Genomic DNA, 15,457 nt, shown 5'->3' with positions numbered 1-15,457 from the left:
TCAGAGAACGTCCACCACGATCACGCTGATATTGTCAGCCCCGCCGCCATCCAGAGCAACTTGGATCAACTGATCCGCAACCGTTTCAATCGGCATCTCGGTCAGGGCCTTCTCGAGCATCGAGAAAGTGGCATATTTGCTAAGCCCGTCCGAGCAGATCAGGAAACGGTCGCCGGGCTGAACCTCGCCGCGGATTTTGTCCAGCTCCAACGTGTCACCAACGCCAACCGCGCGGGTGATAGCATTGGATTGCGGATGTTGTTCGGCCTCATCCCAGCTCATTTGTCCGGCCAGAACCAGATCGGCAACAACCGAATGATCAGTCGTCAGCATCTGGATTTTGCGCTCCCGCAACAGGTATATCCGGCTATCCCCCGCCCAGAGCCCGACAAAATGCCCATTGGCGAGCATGATGCACGCGACCGTAGTGCCAATGGTGCCACCGCCTCGAGCCTCGGATTCCTGACGGATCACGCCATGCGCTTTCTGGATCGCATCGCGCAAGGCCGACAAACGCTCGGTCGGAGGCAATCCCGGCGGCATCGCGGCAACCATGTCGGCCACCAGGCGGCTGGCATAGTCCCCTGCCTCATAGCCCCCCATGCCGTCAGCAACGAGCCAAAGGCTTTCCTCTGGCAGCGCCAGCACCGAGTCTTCGTTGACCTTGCGCTTTAGCCCGACATGGCTGCGGGCGCTGTACCGAACGCGGTGACTTGAATTCATATTGGTCTGGCCTCGGTCCATAATGCGGCGTGAAGATTGAACAGGCCTTGCAGGTTTGGCCCTTCCGGCAAACCTTCACAGACCATCAGCCTTGGCACCCCGTCGATTTCGGTGCTCCAAACACTTGGGGTGCGATATCGTTGCGATGCCAACCCGGATGCGAAATCCGGCAGCAAACTGTCGGACGCTTCACCGCGTGTCAGGACCATCGTATTTCCATGTCCCCGGACGGGCGCTGCAGGTTGTTGGACGGGCGCGGCGATTTCCGCCAAACCCGCCTCAAGCTTGTCACGGGTCATGTCATCTTCCAACGCGGCCAAAGCCAAGTCTTCAAGCTTCCGGTAGGTGTCCAATGACCGGAAATGCGCCAGCAGGGCCGAACCTTCGTTTGACAATGGCGCGACCAGTGTCAGGGGAAAACGGCGACCGACCCGATCAACCGACGGCATCAGCACGCCCAGCATCTTTTGCGGACCGGCCAGCCCCGGCGACAGGCAAAACCTCCAGATCGGGCTGGACATATAATGCTGGTCCCACGCCTGACCCAGGGATTGCGCCGCGTCCAGCATGCTGCGCTGTATCCAAGTATCCCAGGGCTGCACGAAACTCGGGGGAACGCCCAGTCGAAAAAAATCCCCGACCGAAGGCATTTTGCCAAAAGCGCCAAAGCCCGTCTGCTGCATCAGAACGACTTGGGGCAGCTGAACTGTTGCAGCGCCGGCAGTGCAAAGGGGTTGATGACCGATCCCGACTGCAACTGGAAGATCGCGATGCGACCGCCCACGTTAAAGATCACTTTCTTGCGGTCCGAGACATTCGTGCGGCGCACCTCTGCCGCATCCAGCAGACGGAACCACGCCCAGGGGCCATCCTTGGACAGCACACTTTCAATGTTGCGTTTTTCGGGGTCAAAGCTCACCCGTGCCAACCCGACCGACCCCGGCCAGGTCACCGCCAAGGGCGATGGCAGTCCGCCACGGTGACGGAACTCAAGCGATTGGCCGTCGATCTCAAGCTTTACACCTTTTGCCTTTGGGTCCAGCGCTTCGGGCATGATCTGAAACTGGATCTGAGGCTGCGGACCTGCGGCAAAGAACGCCTCTTTGATTTCGGCGGCGTTCTGGAATTGGGTCAGGACAGCCTGGCTAATCCCAAGATCGGCCTCGTTGACACCGGATTTCCAAGACCATGGCCGGGTGCGCATATCTACGTGTTTGGCCAGATTTTGCGTAAAAAACGTGTCGATCAAACCCTGCGGGCCGAACAGCTTGCCAAAATCGCCCATCGCCACATCAGCGCCCGAGCGGCGGTTGAACGGATACCGATCGGTAACCACCTGTTTGCAGAACGGCAGAACATTGGCCTGCCAACGCGCATTGATCGACGCCCGGGTGCTGTCCGAGGTGATCCCTGACGATCCGTCGATGATCTGTACGGCCCAGCGTTCCATCGGGCCGGGTATGCGGGCAGCCTCTTGCTGGAACTGCTGCAACGCCTGACCGGTCTCACCGCCTGAAACGCCACTGAACGACATTTTGTTCAGCTCTTGATACACGCCGGTTAGCGAGCCCATCAGCATATCCAATTGCGAAGGTTGCCCCTCTTGTGAATCGACCAGTTGATGCAGCCAGGAAAAGCGATCCTGCACGTACTGGCCCGGTTCCTGCACCGGTTCGGAGTTTCCAACGCCGCTGGACTTGGCCAACGCTTCAAGCAGGATCTGGGTTTGAACCGATGTGGCCGACTGCAATTCAAGGCTTGCAGCGTTTGACAAGCCCTCGTTCAGAGCGCCACTATCCGCCAAAAGCGATTTGCTTTCGGTCAGCTTGGTTTCATCTGAAATCGAATTCAGAATGTTAACAATCGGAGACGTTGGGCCCGACAGAACGTTCGTCACCTCAACCGCGTGGCTGAGGCTTTCCATCGGAACAATGTCGATATCACCGAGCATCGCGTCATAGCGGGCGATATAGTCGTTGTAATAGAGATCCAGAACATCCCGGCTGAGCGCAGCAAGCGCCTGCTCGGTCTGTTCGGCCTCACCACGCGGACCCAATACCCAGCTTTCCTTCTGCACCCGTTTCGCGACGCCGAGGGCTTCGCCCAGCAAAACATCGTTGAACCCGGAATGCGTAAAGATCCCTTCGATGCCCTCATTCAGCGGCTTACCCGAGGAGCGGACCAGAACACGGCCCACTGCGGGCCCACCAACATCCGTGATCCGCCATTCTGGAAGCGCTGTTGCCGCGGGGCTAGAGATGATACCGTTGTAAACACGCTGTGCTAAAGGCAGTTCCGACAGGATGCCCTGAATTTGATCGACCATCGGGCCGTTCAGCGCCACCTCTTGCATCGGCTGGCTGAGCAGCGCATCCAGGTGGTCGTTCAGATCAGTGCGCAACTCTTCCCGCGACGGACCAGGGAAGGACACTGTCCAATCGATATTCATCCATTCCTTGACCAGATCCTGGTTCATAGGCCCCTGCAGCCCCAGCATCAGATACACTTTCAACGCTTCGTACAGAACGTCGGGGTTGTTGATATTGGCGGCCATCTGTTCTTCCAGACGTAGCAATAGCCGCGGCAGCAAACGCTGGTTCAACGCAGCGCGATAGGTTTGCGCTGCCTGCGTGCCAATCACATCGCCCTGATACAGCCCATAGGTCAGTCGCCGTTCCGGGTCTGGGTCGGACAGTGTCGGATTGGCGGGCAGGTCGCGCAGGGAATTCAACGCGGCAACAACCGGCACCAGATCAGTATCGCCCACCGGGCTGGGCGGCAGGGTCGCCGCCGCTGCCTGATAGGCCGACACGCCCTCCTGCGCTTCGGCGATCAGATCGGAATTGCCCATAAAGCTGCGCACCAGCAACCCACCGACGGCAATCGCTGCCAGCAAAGTGGCCGCAATCGACGCCCATTTGGTGATTTTGTATCGCCGCTCGACCTTGTCATCGGCGCTGACCAGACCTGCCTCGCGAAAGATGACCTGATCAAAGAGCCGCGTCAGGAAATACGACCGCCCCGAGCCCTGCCCGGACCCGATGGCCTGACGCCCGATGCCGAAGGTGCGCGCCATGCCGAGCATCAGCCGGTCAATCGGAGTACCTTCTTGCGTGCCAGACGTGAAATACACGCCGCGCAGCATGTGGCGATGTTGATATCGGCTGTCCTGAAACACTTCGGTCAGGAATTCATGCGCCACTTTGCGGACTGAAGCGACCTGCATCGGGAAACCGGCGATCAGCGCACGGCGCTGCGGATCGGTCTCGGTCTGCATACGCTCCAGCGACTGAGCATTAAGACGCCCCAGCAACAAAGCAAATTCTTCGTCAAAAGCCGCGACCGGTGATTGTTCGCTGCGCGACTTGTCCAATGGCAGAGTGAAACCCCAGACCTGTTCGCGATCTTCCTTGCCCAGATTGTCAAAGAACTCGGCAAAACCCGCGATCAGGTCTGCCTTGGTAAAGAGGATATAGACCGGGAACCGCACGCCCAGCTTCTCGCGCAGCTCTTCCAGTCGACGGCGCACTGCTTTGGCGTGTTCTTGTTGCGTCACCTCATCTTGCAGCGACAGATCAGACAGGGAAATCGCGATCATCGCGCCATTGATCGGCTGGCGTTTGCGGTATTTCTTCAGCAGGTTCAAAAACCCGATCCAGGCCGCGTTGTCGACCTCGGCATCGCTTTCCTGGGTCGTATACCGACCGGCCGTGTCGATCAGCACGGCGTTCTCAGTGAACCACCAATCGCAGTTTCTTGTGCCCCCAACACCGCCGATTGCCGTTTTGCCCAGCTCATCCGCCAGAGGGAAGTTCAGGCCCGAGTTGACAATGGCTGTGGTTTTTCCGGCACCCGGGGGGCCGATCATCACGTACCAGGGCAGTTCGTTCAGGTGACGCCGTCCGTTCTTGGATTTACGCAACGCTGCCATGGCGGTTTTCAACTTGCCGCGCAGCTCGGAAATTTCGCTGTCGATCATGTCACCGCCATCACTGACGGACTCAGTGATCTCTTCGGTCAGTTTCTTGTCGCGCCGCCGGCGCAAGAAGAAGACTGTCAGCCCGATGGCCAAGAAAAAGGCGTAGATAACCCCGCACCAGATCAGTCGTGTGGTTGAACTGTCCAATGGTCGCCACTCATCCGATCCGATCATCGGACCGAAGAAGTACAAGGCCAGCGACAGCGCGGTGGCCGTAAAGAACAGCACGGTGTAGATCGACAGGAATATGAATTTCAGAATCTTGAGGAAATACATCAGCTCTCCTCCTGAACCAGCAGGACTTCGATCCGGCGATTGGTCGCCCGACCTTCGCGGGTGGCGTTATCGGCAATTGGCTCGCTTTCGGCGCGGCCCTCGGCGCTGAGCCGGTTGGGGTTGGCCATTTCACCGGCCATTTGGTTCATCACCGATTTGGCGCGGGCCAAAGAGAGGGCCAGATTGGACGGGAACCGGGACGAGCGGATCGGCACATTGTCCGAATGCCCCGCGACAATCACCGTTCCGGGCTCTTCATTCAGGGCGACGGCCACGCGGCGCACCGGTTCGCGGAATTTGTCTTGCAGATGATCCGAGCCCGATCCGAACATCCCCGACCCTTTGATACGTATGATCAGCGTGTTGCCCTTTTCAAAGACTTCTACCAAACCTTCATCGATTTCCGGCTGCAAGAAGGCCACGACCTTTTCGACCTGCGGCTGAGCTTGCGGTGGCGGTGGCGGTGGTGGTGGCGCACGGCGCTGTAATTCGGTCACCGGCCCTGCATCAATCACTGACATCTGTCCGACGAGGTTTTCGGTTTTGTTCGACAGGGCATACGACAGACCGCCAAACTCGATCATCAGCAACAAGGCAGTTACACCAAGCGCGATCCAGACCGGTTTCCATAGGCTGAGCGCGCGATAGGGCTTGTTCTCACCTTCCCAATGCGGTGCCAGATCATGTTCGAACGCACCGCGCTGTGCCCGGATCACGCGGGCCAGACCCTGCCGGATTTGCAGATGTTTGTCGGGCCCGCCCTGTTCCACCCGCAACCGGCCTTCAAAGCCAAGCGAAAGGCACATATACACAAATTCCAGCAACTCGATATTGTTCGCCGGATCCTGTTCCAGCCGGGCAAGCAAGTCATAAAACCGGTCACCGCCAACAGTTTCGCGATGGAATGTCCCCACCAGGGATTGCGTGGCCCAAGAGGATTGCCCTCCCCAAGGCGTGTTCAGGACAACATCATCCAAAGTGGCGCACAGCGCATATCGGGCGACCTTGACGCTTTGGGCCGGGATGCCAGCTTGCAGTGCGGTATTCTCAAAGCTGCGCACCTCGGCCACGACGCTTTGGCGCAGTTTGTCCGGGTCCATATGCTGTGCGCGGTTGCGAATGCGGCTGATCAGGGAAAACAGCGGTGCCGCACAGGCATTCAACCGGTTCATACCCGTGGTTGCCAAATCCTCGGTCGGGCCCGAAGGCGGTTGTGACTGCGCGGGCGGCACACCGTATCCCGCCGGAGCTGCTGCTTGCGATGCAAGCGGCTGCTCTAGCGGATCGGGATACCCTGCCGGATGTTGCGGCGCCGCAGGCTGCTGCACGCCACCAGTTTGACGGCGACCACCCGGATTGGGTCGGATCACCGTTTTGTCGGTATCGTCCGGTTCGGCAAAAGGATCTTTGTCGGACATCGTCTACCTGTTTCCTTCAAGGCCCCCTGTTGCAGTCTGAGCCACAGGATCGACCCTATCAATTTGTTTCGCCTCAGCCAGTAATCACCTTCACACAGGAAGGGGTGAATTTACTGATTACGGATGGCCCACAGCTCCATTTCAAGCCCCGGATATTGCCCCGACACATGCACTGCGATACCGCCAGAAGTTGTCATTTTGCTCCAATACGGGCTGGCGGCATCAAGCTCGAAATAGACAACGCCAGAATGGTAGGGGATTTGCCGCGGGGCCACGGGCAAAGGCCGCAAGGTAATTCCGGGCAGAGCCGAATTTACCAATTGGCGGATTTCCTCGACCGGGCCAGTCTTGGCCTGACCGGCAAAGTGGCGGCGCACGTCTTCGGCGGGAATATCGGCATTGACGGCCAGCACAAAGCCCGCGCTGCCAATCAGCTTGCGATCGGCAATGACGCCAACGCTGATGCCGTATTTGCGCGGCTCCAGCGGGATCGAAATCGCGGTCTGTTCCAGAACCGAGCTGAGATATTGCCGCAGCGCCCGGATCACCGGAGCGAATGACTCGGTCAGACTGTCATGCTGATAGGCCGGGAATTGCACGGCCTCTTTCTCGGCGCTCATGAAAGTTGCCAATTCGCCCGCAAGCGAGGCGCAGACGCGATAGGCGTGTTCGGGATGCACATTTTCGATATTGGCGAAATGGCGTACCAGCGGCAGGTTGCGGTTGATTGTCATCAACAGCAAAAAGTCCGAGATCTCGGCCGCACCTTTAGCCGGGCCGCCCTCAGACAAACGCCCGGCCAGCGCTTGCATGCGATGAGACAGCATCCCCTCAAGCTCGTTCATGAAGCCAGCCAGCGCGGGTGCCGCACGCACGTCCAGAACCGACGGGATGAACCCGCGATCCAGGATGATCTCTTTGTCGGGGCGCACTTCGATGATCTTGGCAATCGGAATGGCCAGCTTATCGGCCAGATCATCCACTGCGAGCGCAAATTGCAGGCGCAGCTTGCCAACGCCCAACGTCACCGGTTTTTTCTGCTGGCTCATCACATCGGTGATTTCCTGTTCCGCTGGGCGCAACCGGCTGACGGATTGCTCCGCACCGCTCAAATCGACCTCGGACGCTCCCTGGCGACGTTGCGGGACGGTCAGATAGACAATGCAATCCTTGATCGTTTCCGGCACTTCCAGCGCGGGCGGGTGATCTTCGGCTTGTGGCACGCGAAACACCTGCCCGTCCGGTGTCAGCCCCGAACAGGATTTCAGCGCGAATTGGCCGACTTTCAGAACTTCGTCATCAATCTCAAGCGCGCTGACACCCCAGGCATAGGGGGTGACGCGGCGGGCAAGCCCAGCGACAAGCGCCTCGGTATACCGATCCGCCTGCTGAAAATGATGGGGTTGCAGAAACAACCCTTCGGTCCAAAGCACCTTGCTGTCCCAGGACAATGGCTGCCCTCCTTTGTTCTTTCGCCCAATTCAGGCGTTATTTCAGCTTTTCCAGCTGATCTTTGTACGCGCGCGCGAATTCCCGGCTGAAGAGATCGTGGAAATCATTTTCTGCCTGATCCGAGATTTCGGCATACATCTTTTCGTATACTTCCCAATATTGGGCCTTCTTACCCTTGAAAAGTGACCCAAGTTTGCCCGAATCCTCAATTTTTCCAGCCAGCACCTCGGGGTCGAGCCGGGCCAGAACGCCTTTCAACGCGGCCTCCATGCCCGTAACCATCGCAACCTCATGGGCTTTGATGTCATTCAAAGCCTGCTCGGTGGCTTCCTCGGACGCCAAATACCCTTTGACCCGGGGTTTGACCAACGCCTCGATGGCCTGTTCGGCACTGATCGAGAATTTCAGCGGGTTGTTCCCACCGGCGCTGATCATCGTCTGATCAATGCGAAACTCGGACTTGATCGAGGTGCGCGTCATCAGGATTTCGCGCAGACCCGAGATCATGGTGCGCAGCACGCGACCCATCCGCCCCATCGTTGCGGGCAGGTCAGCATCGTCGATTTTCAGATCATCGACCTCCAGTGCTTCCAAGAACGCACGCGCCGCGGACGGATCACCTACAGTTGCGGTCACCGGTGCGGGGGGTTCGGGTATTGGCGGCTTGGGATGCGCAGGAGTTTGATCTTGCGGCGCAGGCCTTACAGGCGGGGGGGTGGTTTGTGCAGAAGGTTCCGGTGTGGAAAAAGGATCTGCAGGTGCGCCGCCTGAAGGCGACAACAGATCATCATCCCAATCATCCGGAATCAGGTTCGCCCTGCCCCCGCTTTGTGGGGCCGTAAACGCATCCGATGTGGACGGGTTATGCATCGCATCGCTAGCCCCCATACCTGCATGTGGATCTTTGGGTTTGGCGAAAAACGGATCGTCGTCATCGAGCGGAGGCAGCAATTCGTCCATCGGATCTGGTGTCGCAATCTGCCCCGGTCCCTTTGGCGCATCACCGCCCAGCAGATCATCGAGAAAGTCACCACCCGGCCCTGCGTCATCCAGCAAAGCCAAAGGATCCGGCGCATTCTGAGCCTGACCCGGAGAGACCCCGGCCTGTTGCATCGGCTGCGGGATCATTTCTTCGAATGTCGGAAGATCTGCGCCAATCTCGACGATCATCTCATAGCCGCCCGCCGTCAGCACATCGCCGTTGTTCAAAGGCGTTGGGGTGCGGCCCAAGGCGATCTTGGAATAGTTCAGAAAGGTCCCGTTCGTCGACAGATCGACGATCACCACATTGCCATTGTGATCTTCGATCACAAAATGGCTTTTGCTGAGCGTTTTTTCGGGATCGGGCAATACAAGGTCGTTGGCCGGGCCACGCCCGACGGTCAAAGAGCCCCCCTGCATCGATACCGGGCGCCCGTCGCCCGGCACGATGCCGGTGGATTGAAATTTTAGTGTGACCGTCATTCCTGTGTCTTCATCCTCCAACCAGCACCGTGAACTCCCCCTTGATGATCGGGCCGCCGCAGGCGCAGGTATCCATCACCCGCGCCGCCGGTAACTTGCTGATCAATACCGTCGCCGACCCCTTGATGATCGGGTGCGGGAAGGCCGGTGTCGCAAGATCCGTCAGCCGCGCAGCAGGCAGCTTGGCAACCAGAACCGTTGGGCAGCAGGGTGGCATGATCGGCATTGGCACCGGGGCCGGTGGTGGTGGCGCTGGCGGCGGCGCCGGCAGCGTACACATGTGCAAATCCGTTACACGGGCCTGAGGGAATCCCATGTCTAATCCTCTGTCTCGTTCGTGGCCGCCTCGCGGTCCAGCTTACCATTCCCACCCCGAGCAATATCGACGCCTCGGTCGATCAGCAACTGCACGTAGGCATCAAAATCGCCTTCATGGTTGTCCATGGCAACAACATTCATCGCAAAAGCCACTGTTTCAGCAGCGCCCGGAGGCGAGGGAATGTTGGCCAGATCTCCTGTTCCCAGCGTTCCTTCGGAATATAGCACGCCCATGGCGCAGTTCACGGTCTCGTCGTCGGGTTCTGCCAAGTCGAGCGTTTCTCCGGCCTTTTCACGGTTTTCCTCGGTCGGCCGAAACACCCATTCCTCGGCGGCGGCAAGCGAAGCCGTGTTGTTATCCGGTGCTTCGCCTACATAATCTCGCGCCGCGAGGCACGACCACCAGACCCGCTCGCGTGGCGGCAGCGCAACACCCAAAAGACGCAATATGTCGATAAACGCCTCTTTCTTGTCCAGCTCAGCCAGCACAACATCCAAGGGTGCGCTGGCCGGCGCGTCGAGCTTGGTCCCCAATCGGGCGTTTGCGTCCGCCAACATGCGCGCCGCTGGCGCGTCGGGGGTTTTGGTCATTCCACTAAATCGATCACTCATCAGCCTATCCCCTAGTTGATCATGGTCAGGCCGCCCTTAAGGGTCAGCATCGCATCGCCATTCACGGTGGTCATCGGGCTTTTGGCGTCAAGCTTCGCATTCGCTTGCACCTTGATCATGGTGCTCTTGATGGTCACCGACGTTGGGTCCAGCTTGATTGACGAGCTGCCAACTTTCAGCTCGATCGACTGCATGGCAGTCATGGTGATCTTACCAGACTTCGCGTCGACCTGGATGTTGCCCATGCTCACCGTCGTTGTCTTGTTGCCGGATTTGACCGTCTCGACAGTGTTGCCGGTCACGGTCCGGGTCGACTTGCCTTCGATCGTTTCGGTCTGGTCGGTCTTGATGCTGACCGTCTGGCTGCCGGTTTCGATCTTGAAGGTGTGATCACCTTCCTTGATCGTTTCATCCACGTTCTTCTTGACTACCTGGCTTAGACATCCGTCGCCACCATTGCCACCCTTGTCCAGCTTGTCATAACCGATGGTAATAGTGGACATGTTCTTGACCAGTTTCTCGTGGTCTTTCTGCGCCTGGAAACGGACAAGCTCGGCGTCTTTTTTATCTTCGAACATAAGTTCGTTGTAAGTATCAGCACTGCCCTTGGTGGTGGACCGGGTCTTGATCCCAGACTGTGTCTGATTGGCAGGCAGAGCATAAGGTGGCATCGTGTCTGCGTTATATAGCATCCCGGTACAGATCGGCCTGTCGGGATCACCCTCTTCAAACTGGATGACCACTTCCTGACCGATGCGCGGTATGCTGACCATACCCCAGTTCTTGCCCGACCACGGTGTCACAACGCGCACCCAGCAGGTGGTTTTCTCGTCGTTTTTGCCTTCGCGATCCCAGTGGAACTGAACTTTGATACGCCCATATTTGTCGGTCCAAATCTCCTCGCCCTTCTTGCCTGTCACAATCGCAGTATGCAGGCCGGATATCTCTGGCCAGGCAATCGTCCGCAAGGATTTAAACTCAGTTTTCGCAGGCTGAGCCTCGAACTCGACCATGAACATCTCGCCGCTGTCATCGGGAAACTCCAACGCGCCGGTGTCCAGGTCCTTTTGCTTTTTCTCAAAGCCATAACCTTCGGTTGTCTGAATGAAATACTTGGCGCTGACGATCAGGTATTCGGCATTCTGAGACTTGTCGGGATGATCCGTCAGCGTGAACTTTCGCCCCGTTTCCAGCGACCTGACCGAGGCACGGGCCCGGCGTCTATCAAACAAGGCGTCTTCTGCCAGCATGCGCACCCGGGCACGGGTATCACCCAGCTTGGTCTCTTTGTGGTGACCCGGAATGTCATAAAGTTCCAGTTTGTCTTTGAAACTATGGCCGGGTTTGGTTGCCGTATTTGCCCGCGCATCCAACGACGCTTTGGGTTTTTCAAAGTCGAAATCCCCAAGCGAGACGACACCCGGTTTGATCGCTTCGGACGCGGCCCATTCGGTGACGAAATCACCCAGCCGTTGTTCATAGTCGTCACCGCCGCGAAATTCGACCTTGGGCTCTCCTTTGATCGGTGTATGGGCTGTCGGGCCGTCGCACAGAACAAGTTTTTCGTTTTTCTTGTCCGCGTCAGAATAGTCGAAGAAGTAGTAGATCCCTTCTTCCTGCATCAACCGGGACACGAAGTCGAAATCCGTTTCGCGATATTGAACGCAGTATTCTCGCTTTTCATAGGTTGAAGACAGGACTTTTTTGAAGTCAGAAATCTTGTGCTCGTCCTTAAAGATTTTCTCGATGATCTCGACCGATGTCATGTTCTGGAAAATACGACTGTTGGTCGATTGCGTGAGCAACCAGAACCAAGGGCGCAGTTCGGCCAGAAACTGCACGAAACCGTCGCGCAGGGCCAGACGCTCGACCCGGACAATCGTGCCGGTGAATTTGCGCTTTGCGCCTTCTTCGGCGTCAAGGTGAATGGTCATCACCTTGCCCAACAGCTTATCCAGTTCAATCGTCGTCATTTCCGACATGAACTCGACCTGAATCTCGGTCAGTTTCCCAAGTTCTTCGGTCACGATGGCGCGTCGGATGACCAAATCATCTTCGCCATAGGAATATGAACCTGTGATCCGGAGGGGCCACTCTTTGCTCTGCAAACTTTCCGCCATTTACCATTCCTTCCAAATCTTGTTCGCCCTGTTGTCACAAGTCGGCAAGCAGCGCCGCCAATTCAGGGTCGATATCATCTTCACTGTCGTCCTCATCATCCGAACTGTCGTCGAACCCGGCCAGAAAATCATCCAGATCGCTCGAGTCGTCCAAATCGAGATCGAGGTCCAGATCCAAGTCGAGGTCGGTCGCCTCCGCGTCTGATGCGTCGTCGGAACCCAGATCGATGTCGAGATCCAAATCATCCACATCGAAATCAAGGCTTTCATCGTCGTTTGTGTCCACCTCATCCGTTTCGGGCGCGGCTGGAATATCAGGCGAGGGATCCGGTGCCGGGGCATCGGACCAAGGCCCCAGGATTTCCTGACCGGCGACCGAGTTGAACGAGCCAAGGCGGATTTCGTCACGACCCTTTATCGACAAAACGGGCATGTATCCGCGCTGAACGGAATGTTCGTGTTTTTCCAGCGTGATGTTGCGTTCCGTGCAGGGCAGCGCGACCTGATCCCCGTAACGATCATTGACAAAGTGATAGGGAACACCGCCCAAGCTCATGACCGAACCCAGGTTCATCGCTTTGCCGTTTTGCTTGAATGACCGCGCCAAAAGGATAGAGACCAGAACCGCTGGGTTCGCCCAGAGCATCCCGCGCAGGCCTTCGGCCTCGGTGAATTCCTCAAAGTCGAACTCATAGATCGGTTCGGATTTCGCCCCATAAGGACGCCGCAACAGGAACCGCGGCGACGCCAAGCCAACATAGCCGGCCTCGGGCATTGCGCGCAGCGTCTCCCAGGCCTCGACCACCAATGAGTGTCGGTCTTCGGGTTTGATATGGAGATATGACGGCGTGATGGCGCTGATAAAGGGCGCGTCCACATGTGCCGCCACGCGTCCAATCCGACCCAAAAGCTCAGCATGCGGGGGTGTTTCTTCGAACGTGTAAAGCCCGATCATCGCCGAATAGCCGCCGCGCCCGTTTTCTTCGTCCAGGGGTTCTTCGGTGAGCAGACGCACCAATCCGGTCTGCGCCAGATCTTCTTCTGCAGCCAGATCGGCTGCAATTTCTTCAGCAGACACATCGTAGAGGATAACATCCAGTGTATCGTCATCTTCGATGCTGCGAGCAATCAGATCAAGGCTGCGCCACTGCGCCTCGACCGACTGAAACTCGGGGTGGTGCAGCACCATGCGCATGGCCGCGCTCAGCGCTTCATCAACCGCAGACTGCATGGCCGAGACATCGGGGCTGGGCAATTTGTGGATATGCGGGCCGACGACACGCTTGAGCAATTCTTCAACTGGCGACGCTTGCGTCAACTCTCCACCGCTATCCCCGATCAGCTTCTGGAAATCGCTCAGTTTCAGGTCAGCGCGGACAGTGTTGCCGCCCGAGCTTTTGCGCGGTGGTACAACGGCCTGACCAAACTCTTCACCCCAAGCAGTCAATTGCCTGGCCGCGTGATCTGCCGTTGCCCCGGCGCTGAGCTGGCTTTTCAAGCTGGACAAACCATCAAACAGTTCGACATTTTCGTACAGCTCGTCGGGGTGCAGGTCATCCAGCTCTTTCAGGTTTACCGCGATCCCGGCCCCGTCCTTGCCGATGGGAAGCACCAGTTTGGTGGCAAAGCTTGTGATGACCTCATCGACCGTGTCGGTATCCAACAGGATAGGCTTGCGTGCTGCCAGTGCATCCCCGGTTTCGATAAGCCCCCGGGCTGCGCGACCCGAAAAGTCACCGAAAATCGCAAGACGGAAGCGCGTGCGCTTCAAACGCTCTGGATCGGGTCTGTCGGCGCTCATGCGACCAAAGGCCAGAACCGGCTCGTCGGTCAGCTGGGCCTCTTCTGCTGGAGGTTCAGCTTCTGTTTCGTCATCGCCGAGGAGATCATCGATATCAAAATCCGCCCCCTCTGCGTCCGACGCGGGAACGTCATCATCCAGATCTGACAGCAAGTCATCCAGATCAACATCGTCGAAATCGGATTGTTCTGTTGCTGCGCCGTCTTCATCGTCCGAACTGTCTGCGCTTGCCTCAGACGTATCATCGTCGGCAAGAAGATCGTCGATGTCGATATCTGCCGAGTCTTCCGGCTCATCGCTCAGGTCGTTCAACAAAGAATCCAGGTCGACGTCTTCGCCTTCCGCCTGTTGTTCCTCATCGGCACCAAGGTCGTTCAGAAGATCATCCAGATCCACCTCGTTTTCATCCGCTGGCGTATCTTCGGAAAGATCGGCAAGCAATGCGTCCAAATCTTCGGTTTCATCGGTCGGTTCGCTGTCGCCCAAACTGCTCAGGGTGTCGTCCGATGTCTCCTCCGCATCGCTCACCTCGGTATCCGGCACCGAAGCCAAGATGTCATCCAGTGTGACGTCGGTTTTTTCGTCTTCCGTTTCTGTTTCGGCCAGATCCCCTAACAGTTCGTCCAACGCATCTGCGTCAGGTGCGTCCTCAGGGGCAGCATCTGCCAATTGGTCCAGAACGTCCGAAAACGCCTCATCCTCCTCGCCCTGCTCAGGTGCATGGTCGGCAAGGTCATTGAGCAGATCATCAAGGTCGCTGTCATCGGTTTCGGTATCCTCGGGTGCAGCGCCCGCCAAGCCGTCCAGAACATCCGAAATATCTTCTGCATCTTCTTCGGTGAAATCAGGCAATGACGACAACGCGTCCGCGGTCGCGTCCTCGTCCGTTGACGCATCACTGCCCAGATCCACAAGATCGCCCAACACGTCATCCAGGTCGGTATCGCCGCTCAACTCGGCTTCAACCGGTGTTTCGGCCAGTTGGGTCAAAACCTCTGAAGAGTCGTCGTTTTCGGTGGCCTCGACGGTTTCCGGGACCGATGCAAGGGCGTCTTCGATTGCTGAGTCAACGGCAACAGGCTGGGGTTCGGCTTCGGAGAGATCCGAGAGAATATCGTCGCTTGAGTCTTCGTCTACGCTGTCCTGATGGTCGGGCAGCGACGATAGGGCATCCGACAATGATGTGTCTTCCACGGTCTCCGTCGGCGCAGTGTCGACAAGGTCAGTCAAGACATATGTTGATTTGTCATCGGCTTCGTCGACCGTGGTTTCAGGGATCGACGCAAGTGCGTCC

At 57.7% G+C, this 15,457-nt stretch carries 10 protein-coding genes; all 10 read right to left on the bottom strand.

Features of this window, described 5'->3' with window-relative positions:
* The 10 genes from GOV38_RS13130 to GOV38_RS22375 all read right to left on the bottom strand — a co-directional run bounded on the left by GOV38_RS13130 (position 1) and on the right by GOV38_RS22375 (position 15,075).
* The gene (locus tag GOV38_RS13130) at positions 1–723 is read right to left on the bottom strand and encodes a PP2C family serine/threonine-protein phosphatase (RefSeq protein ID WP_171208226.1); all 723 of its coding nucleotides are present in this window, start codon (positions 721–723) and stop codon (positions 1–3) included.
* A complete protein-coding gene (gene tagF / locus GOV38_RS13125) occupies positions 720–1,406 on the bottom strand; it encodes a type VI secretion system-associated protein TagF (protein ID WP_171208225.1) in 687 nt (228 codons plus the stop codon). Before tagF ends, GOV38_RS13130 begins: the two co-directional genes overlap by 4 nt.
* Positions 1,406–4,978 carry a type VI secretion system membrane subunit TssM gene (tssM, locus tag GOV38_RS13120; RefSeq protein ID WP_171208224.1) on the bottom strand — a complete coding sequence of 1,191 codons (3,573 nt, stop codon included), beginning with the start codon at positions 4,976–4,978 and terminating at the stop codon, positions 1,406–1,408. Before tssM ends, tagF begins: the two co-directional genes overlap by 1 nt.
* Positions 4,978–6,396: a type IVB secretion system protein IcmH/DotU gene (gene icmH, locus GOV38_RS13115; RefSeq protein ID WP_171208223.1), complete on the bottom strand. Its 1,419-nt coding sequence runs from the start codon at positions 6,394–6,396 to the stop codon at positions 4,978–4,980. The genes tssM and icmH overlap by 1 nt, the downstream gene beginning before the upstream one ends.
* 110 nt (positions 6,397–6,506) lie before the next feature.
* Positions 6,507–7,847 carry a type VI secretion system baseplate subunit TssK gene (tssK, locus tag GOV38_RS13110; protein ID WP_171208222.1) on the bottom strand — a complete coding sequence of 447 codons (1,341 nt, stop codon included), beginning with the start codon at positions 7,845–7,847 and terminating at the stop codon, positions 6,507–6,509.
* A 37-nt stretch (positions 7,848–7,884) separates the two neighbouring features.
* Positions 7,885–9,312 (bottom strand): type VI secretion system-associated FHA domain protein TagH, encoded by a 1,428-nt coding sequence (tagH, locus tag GOV38_RS13105; protein WP_171208221.1) that lies wholly within the window; start codon positions 9,310–9,312, stop codon positions 7,885–7,887.
* 10 nt (positions 9,313–9,322) lie between these two features.
* Positions 9,323–9,628, bottom strand: coding sequence for a PAAR domain-containing protein (locus GOV38_RS13100; RefSeq protein WP_171103373.1), 306 nt, complete (start codon positions 9,626–9,628; stop codon positions 9,323–9,325).
* Positions 9,629–9,630: 2 nt separating this feature from the next.
* A complete protein-coding gene (locus GOV38_RS13095) occupies positions 9,631–10,242 on the bottom strand; it encodes a hypothetical protein (protein ID WP_171103371.1) in 612 nt (203 codons plus the stop codon).
* 11 nt (positions 10,243–10,253) lie between these two features.
* Entirely contained in the window at positions 10,254–12,362 is a 2,109-nt protein-coding gene (locus GOV38_RS13090; RefSeq protein WP_171208220.1) for a type VI secretion system Vgr family protein, read from the bottom strand.
* Between the two features lie 34 nt (positions 12,363–12,396).
* The gene (locus tag GOV38_RS22375; RefSeq protein ID WP_371808504.1) at positions 12,397–15,075 is read right to left on the bottom strand and encodes a type VI secretion system contractile sheath domain-containing protein; all 2,679 of its coding nucleotides are present in this window, start codon (positions 15,073–15,075) and stop codon (positions 12,397–12,399) included.
* Positions 15,076–15,457: the final 382 nt, after the last annotated feature.

The organism is Ruegeria sp. HKCCA5839 (assembly GCF_013035585.1).
Lineage (GTDB): Bacteria > Pseudomonadota > Alphaproteobacteria > Rhodobacterales > Rhodobacteraceae > Ruegeria.
This window is presented reverse-complemented; position numbering and strand designations above follow the sequence as displayed.

Excerpts from the sequence above, each read along its gene's own strand:
- icmH (WP_171208223.1), bottom strand. The coding sequence starts at position 6,396 with ATGTCCGACAAAGATCCTTTTGCCGAACCGGACGATACCGACAAAACG.
- tagH (WP_171208221.1), bottom strand. The coding sequence starts at position 9,312 with ATGACGGTCACACTAAAATTTCAATCCACCGGCATCGTGCCGGGCGAC.
- tagF (WP_171208225.1), bottom strand. The coding sequence starts at position 1,406 with ATGCAGCAGACGGGCTTTGGCGCTTTTGGCAAAATGCCTTCGGTCGGG.
- GOV38_RS13100 (WP_171103373.1), bottom strand. The coding sequence starts at position 9,628 with ATGGGATTCCCTCAGGCCCGTGTAACGGATTTGCACATGTGTACGCTG.
- GOV38_RS13130 (WP_171208226.1), bottom strand. The coding sequence starts at position 723 with ATGAATTCAAGTCACCGCGTTCGGTACAGCGCCCGCAGCCATGTCGGG.
- tssM (WP_171208224.1), bottom strand. The coding sequence starts at position 4,978 with ATGTATTTCCTCAAGATTCTGAAATTCATATTCCTGTCGATCTACACC.
- GOV38_RS13090 (WP_171208220.1), bottom strand. The coding sequence starts at position 12,362 with ATGGCGGAAAGTTTGCAGAGCAAAGAGTGGCCCCTCCGGATCACAGGT.
- GOV38_RS13095 (WP_171103371.1), bottom strand. The coding sequence starts at position 10,242 with ATGAGTGATCGATTTAGTGGAATGACCAAAACCCCCGACGCGCCAGCG.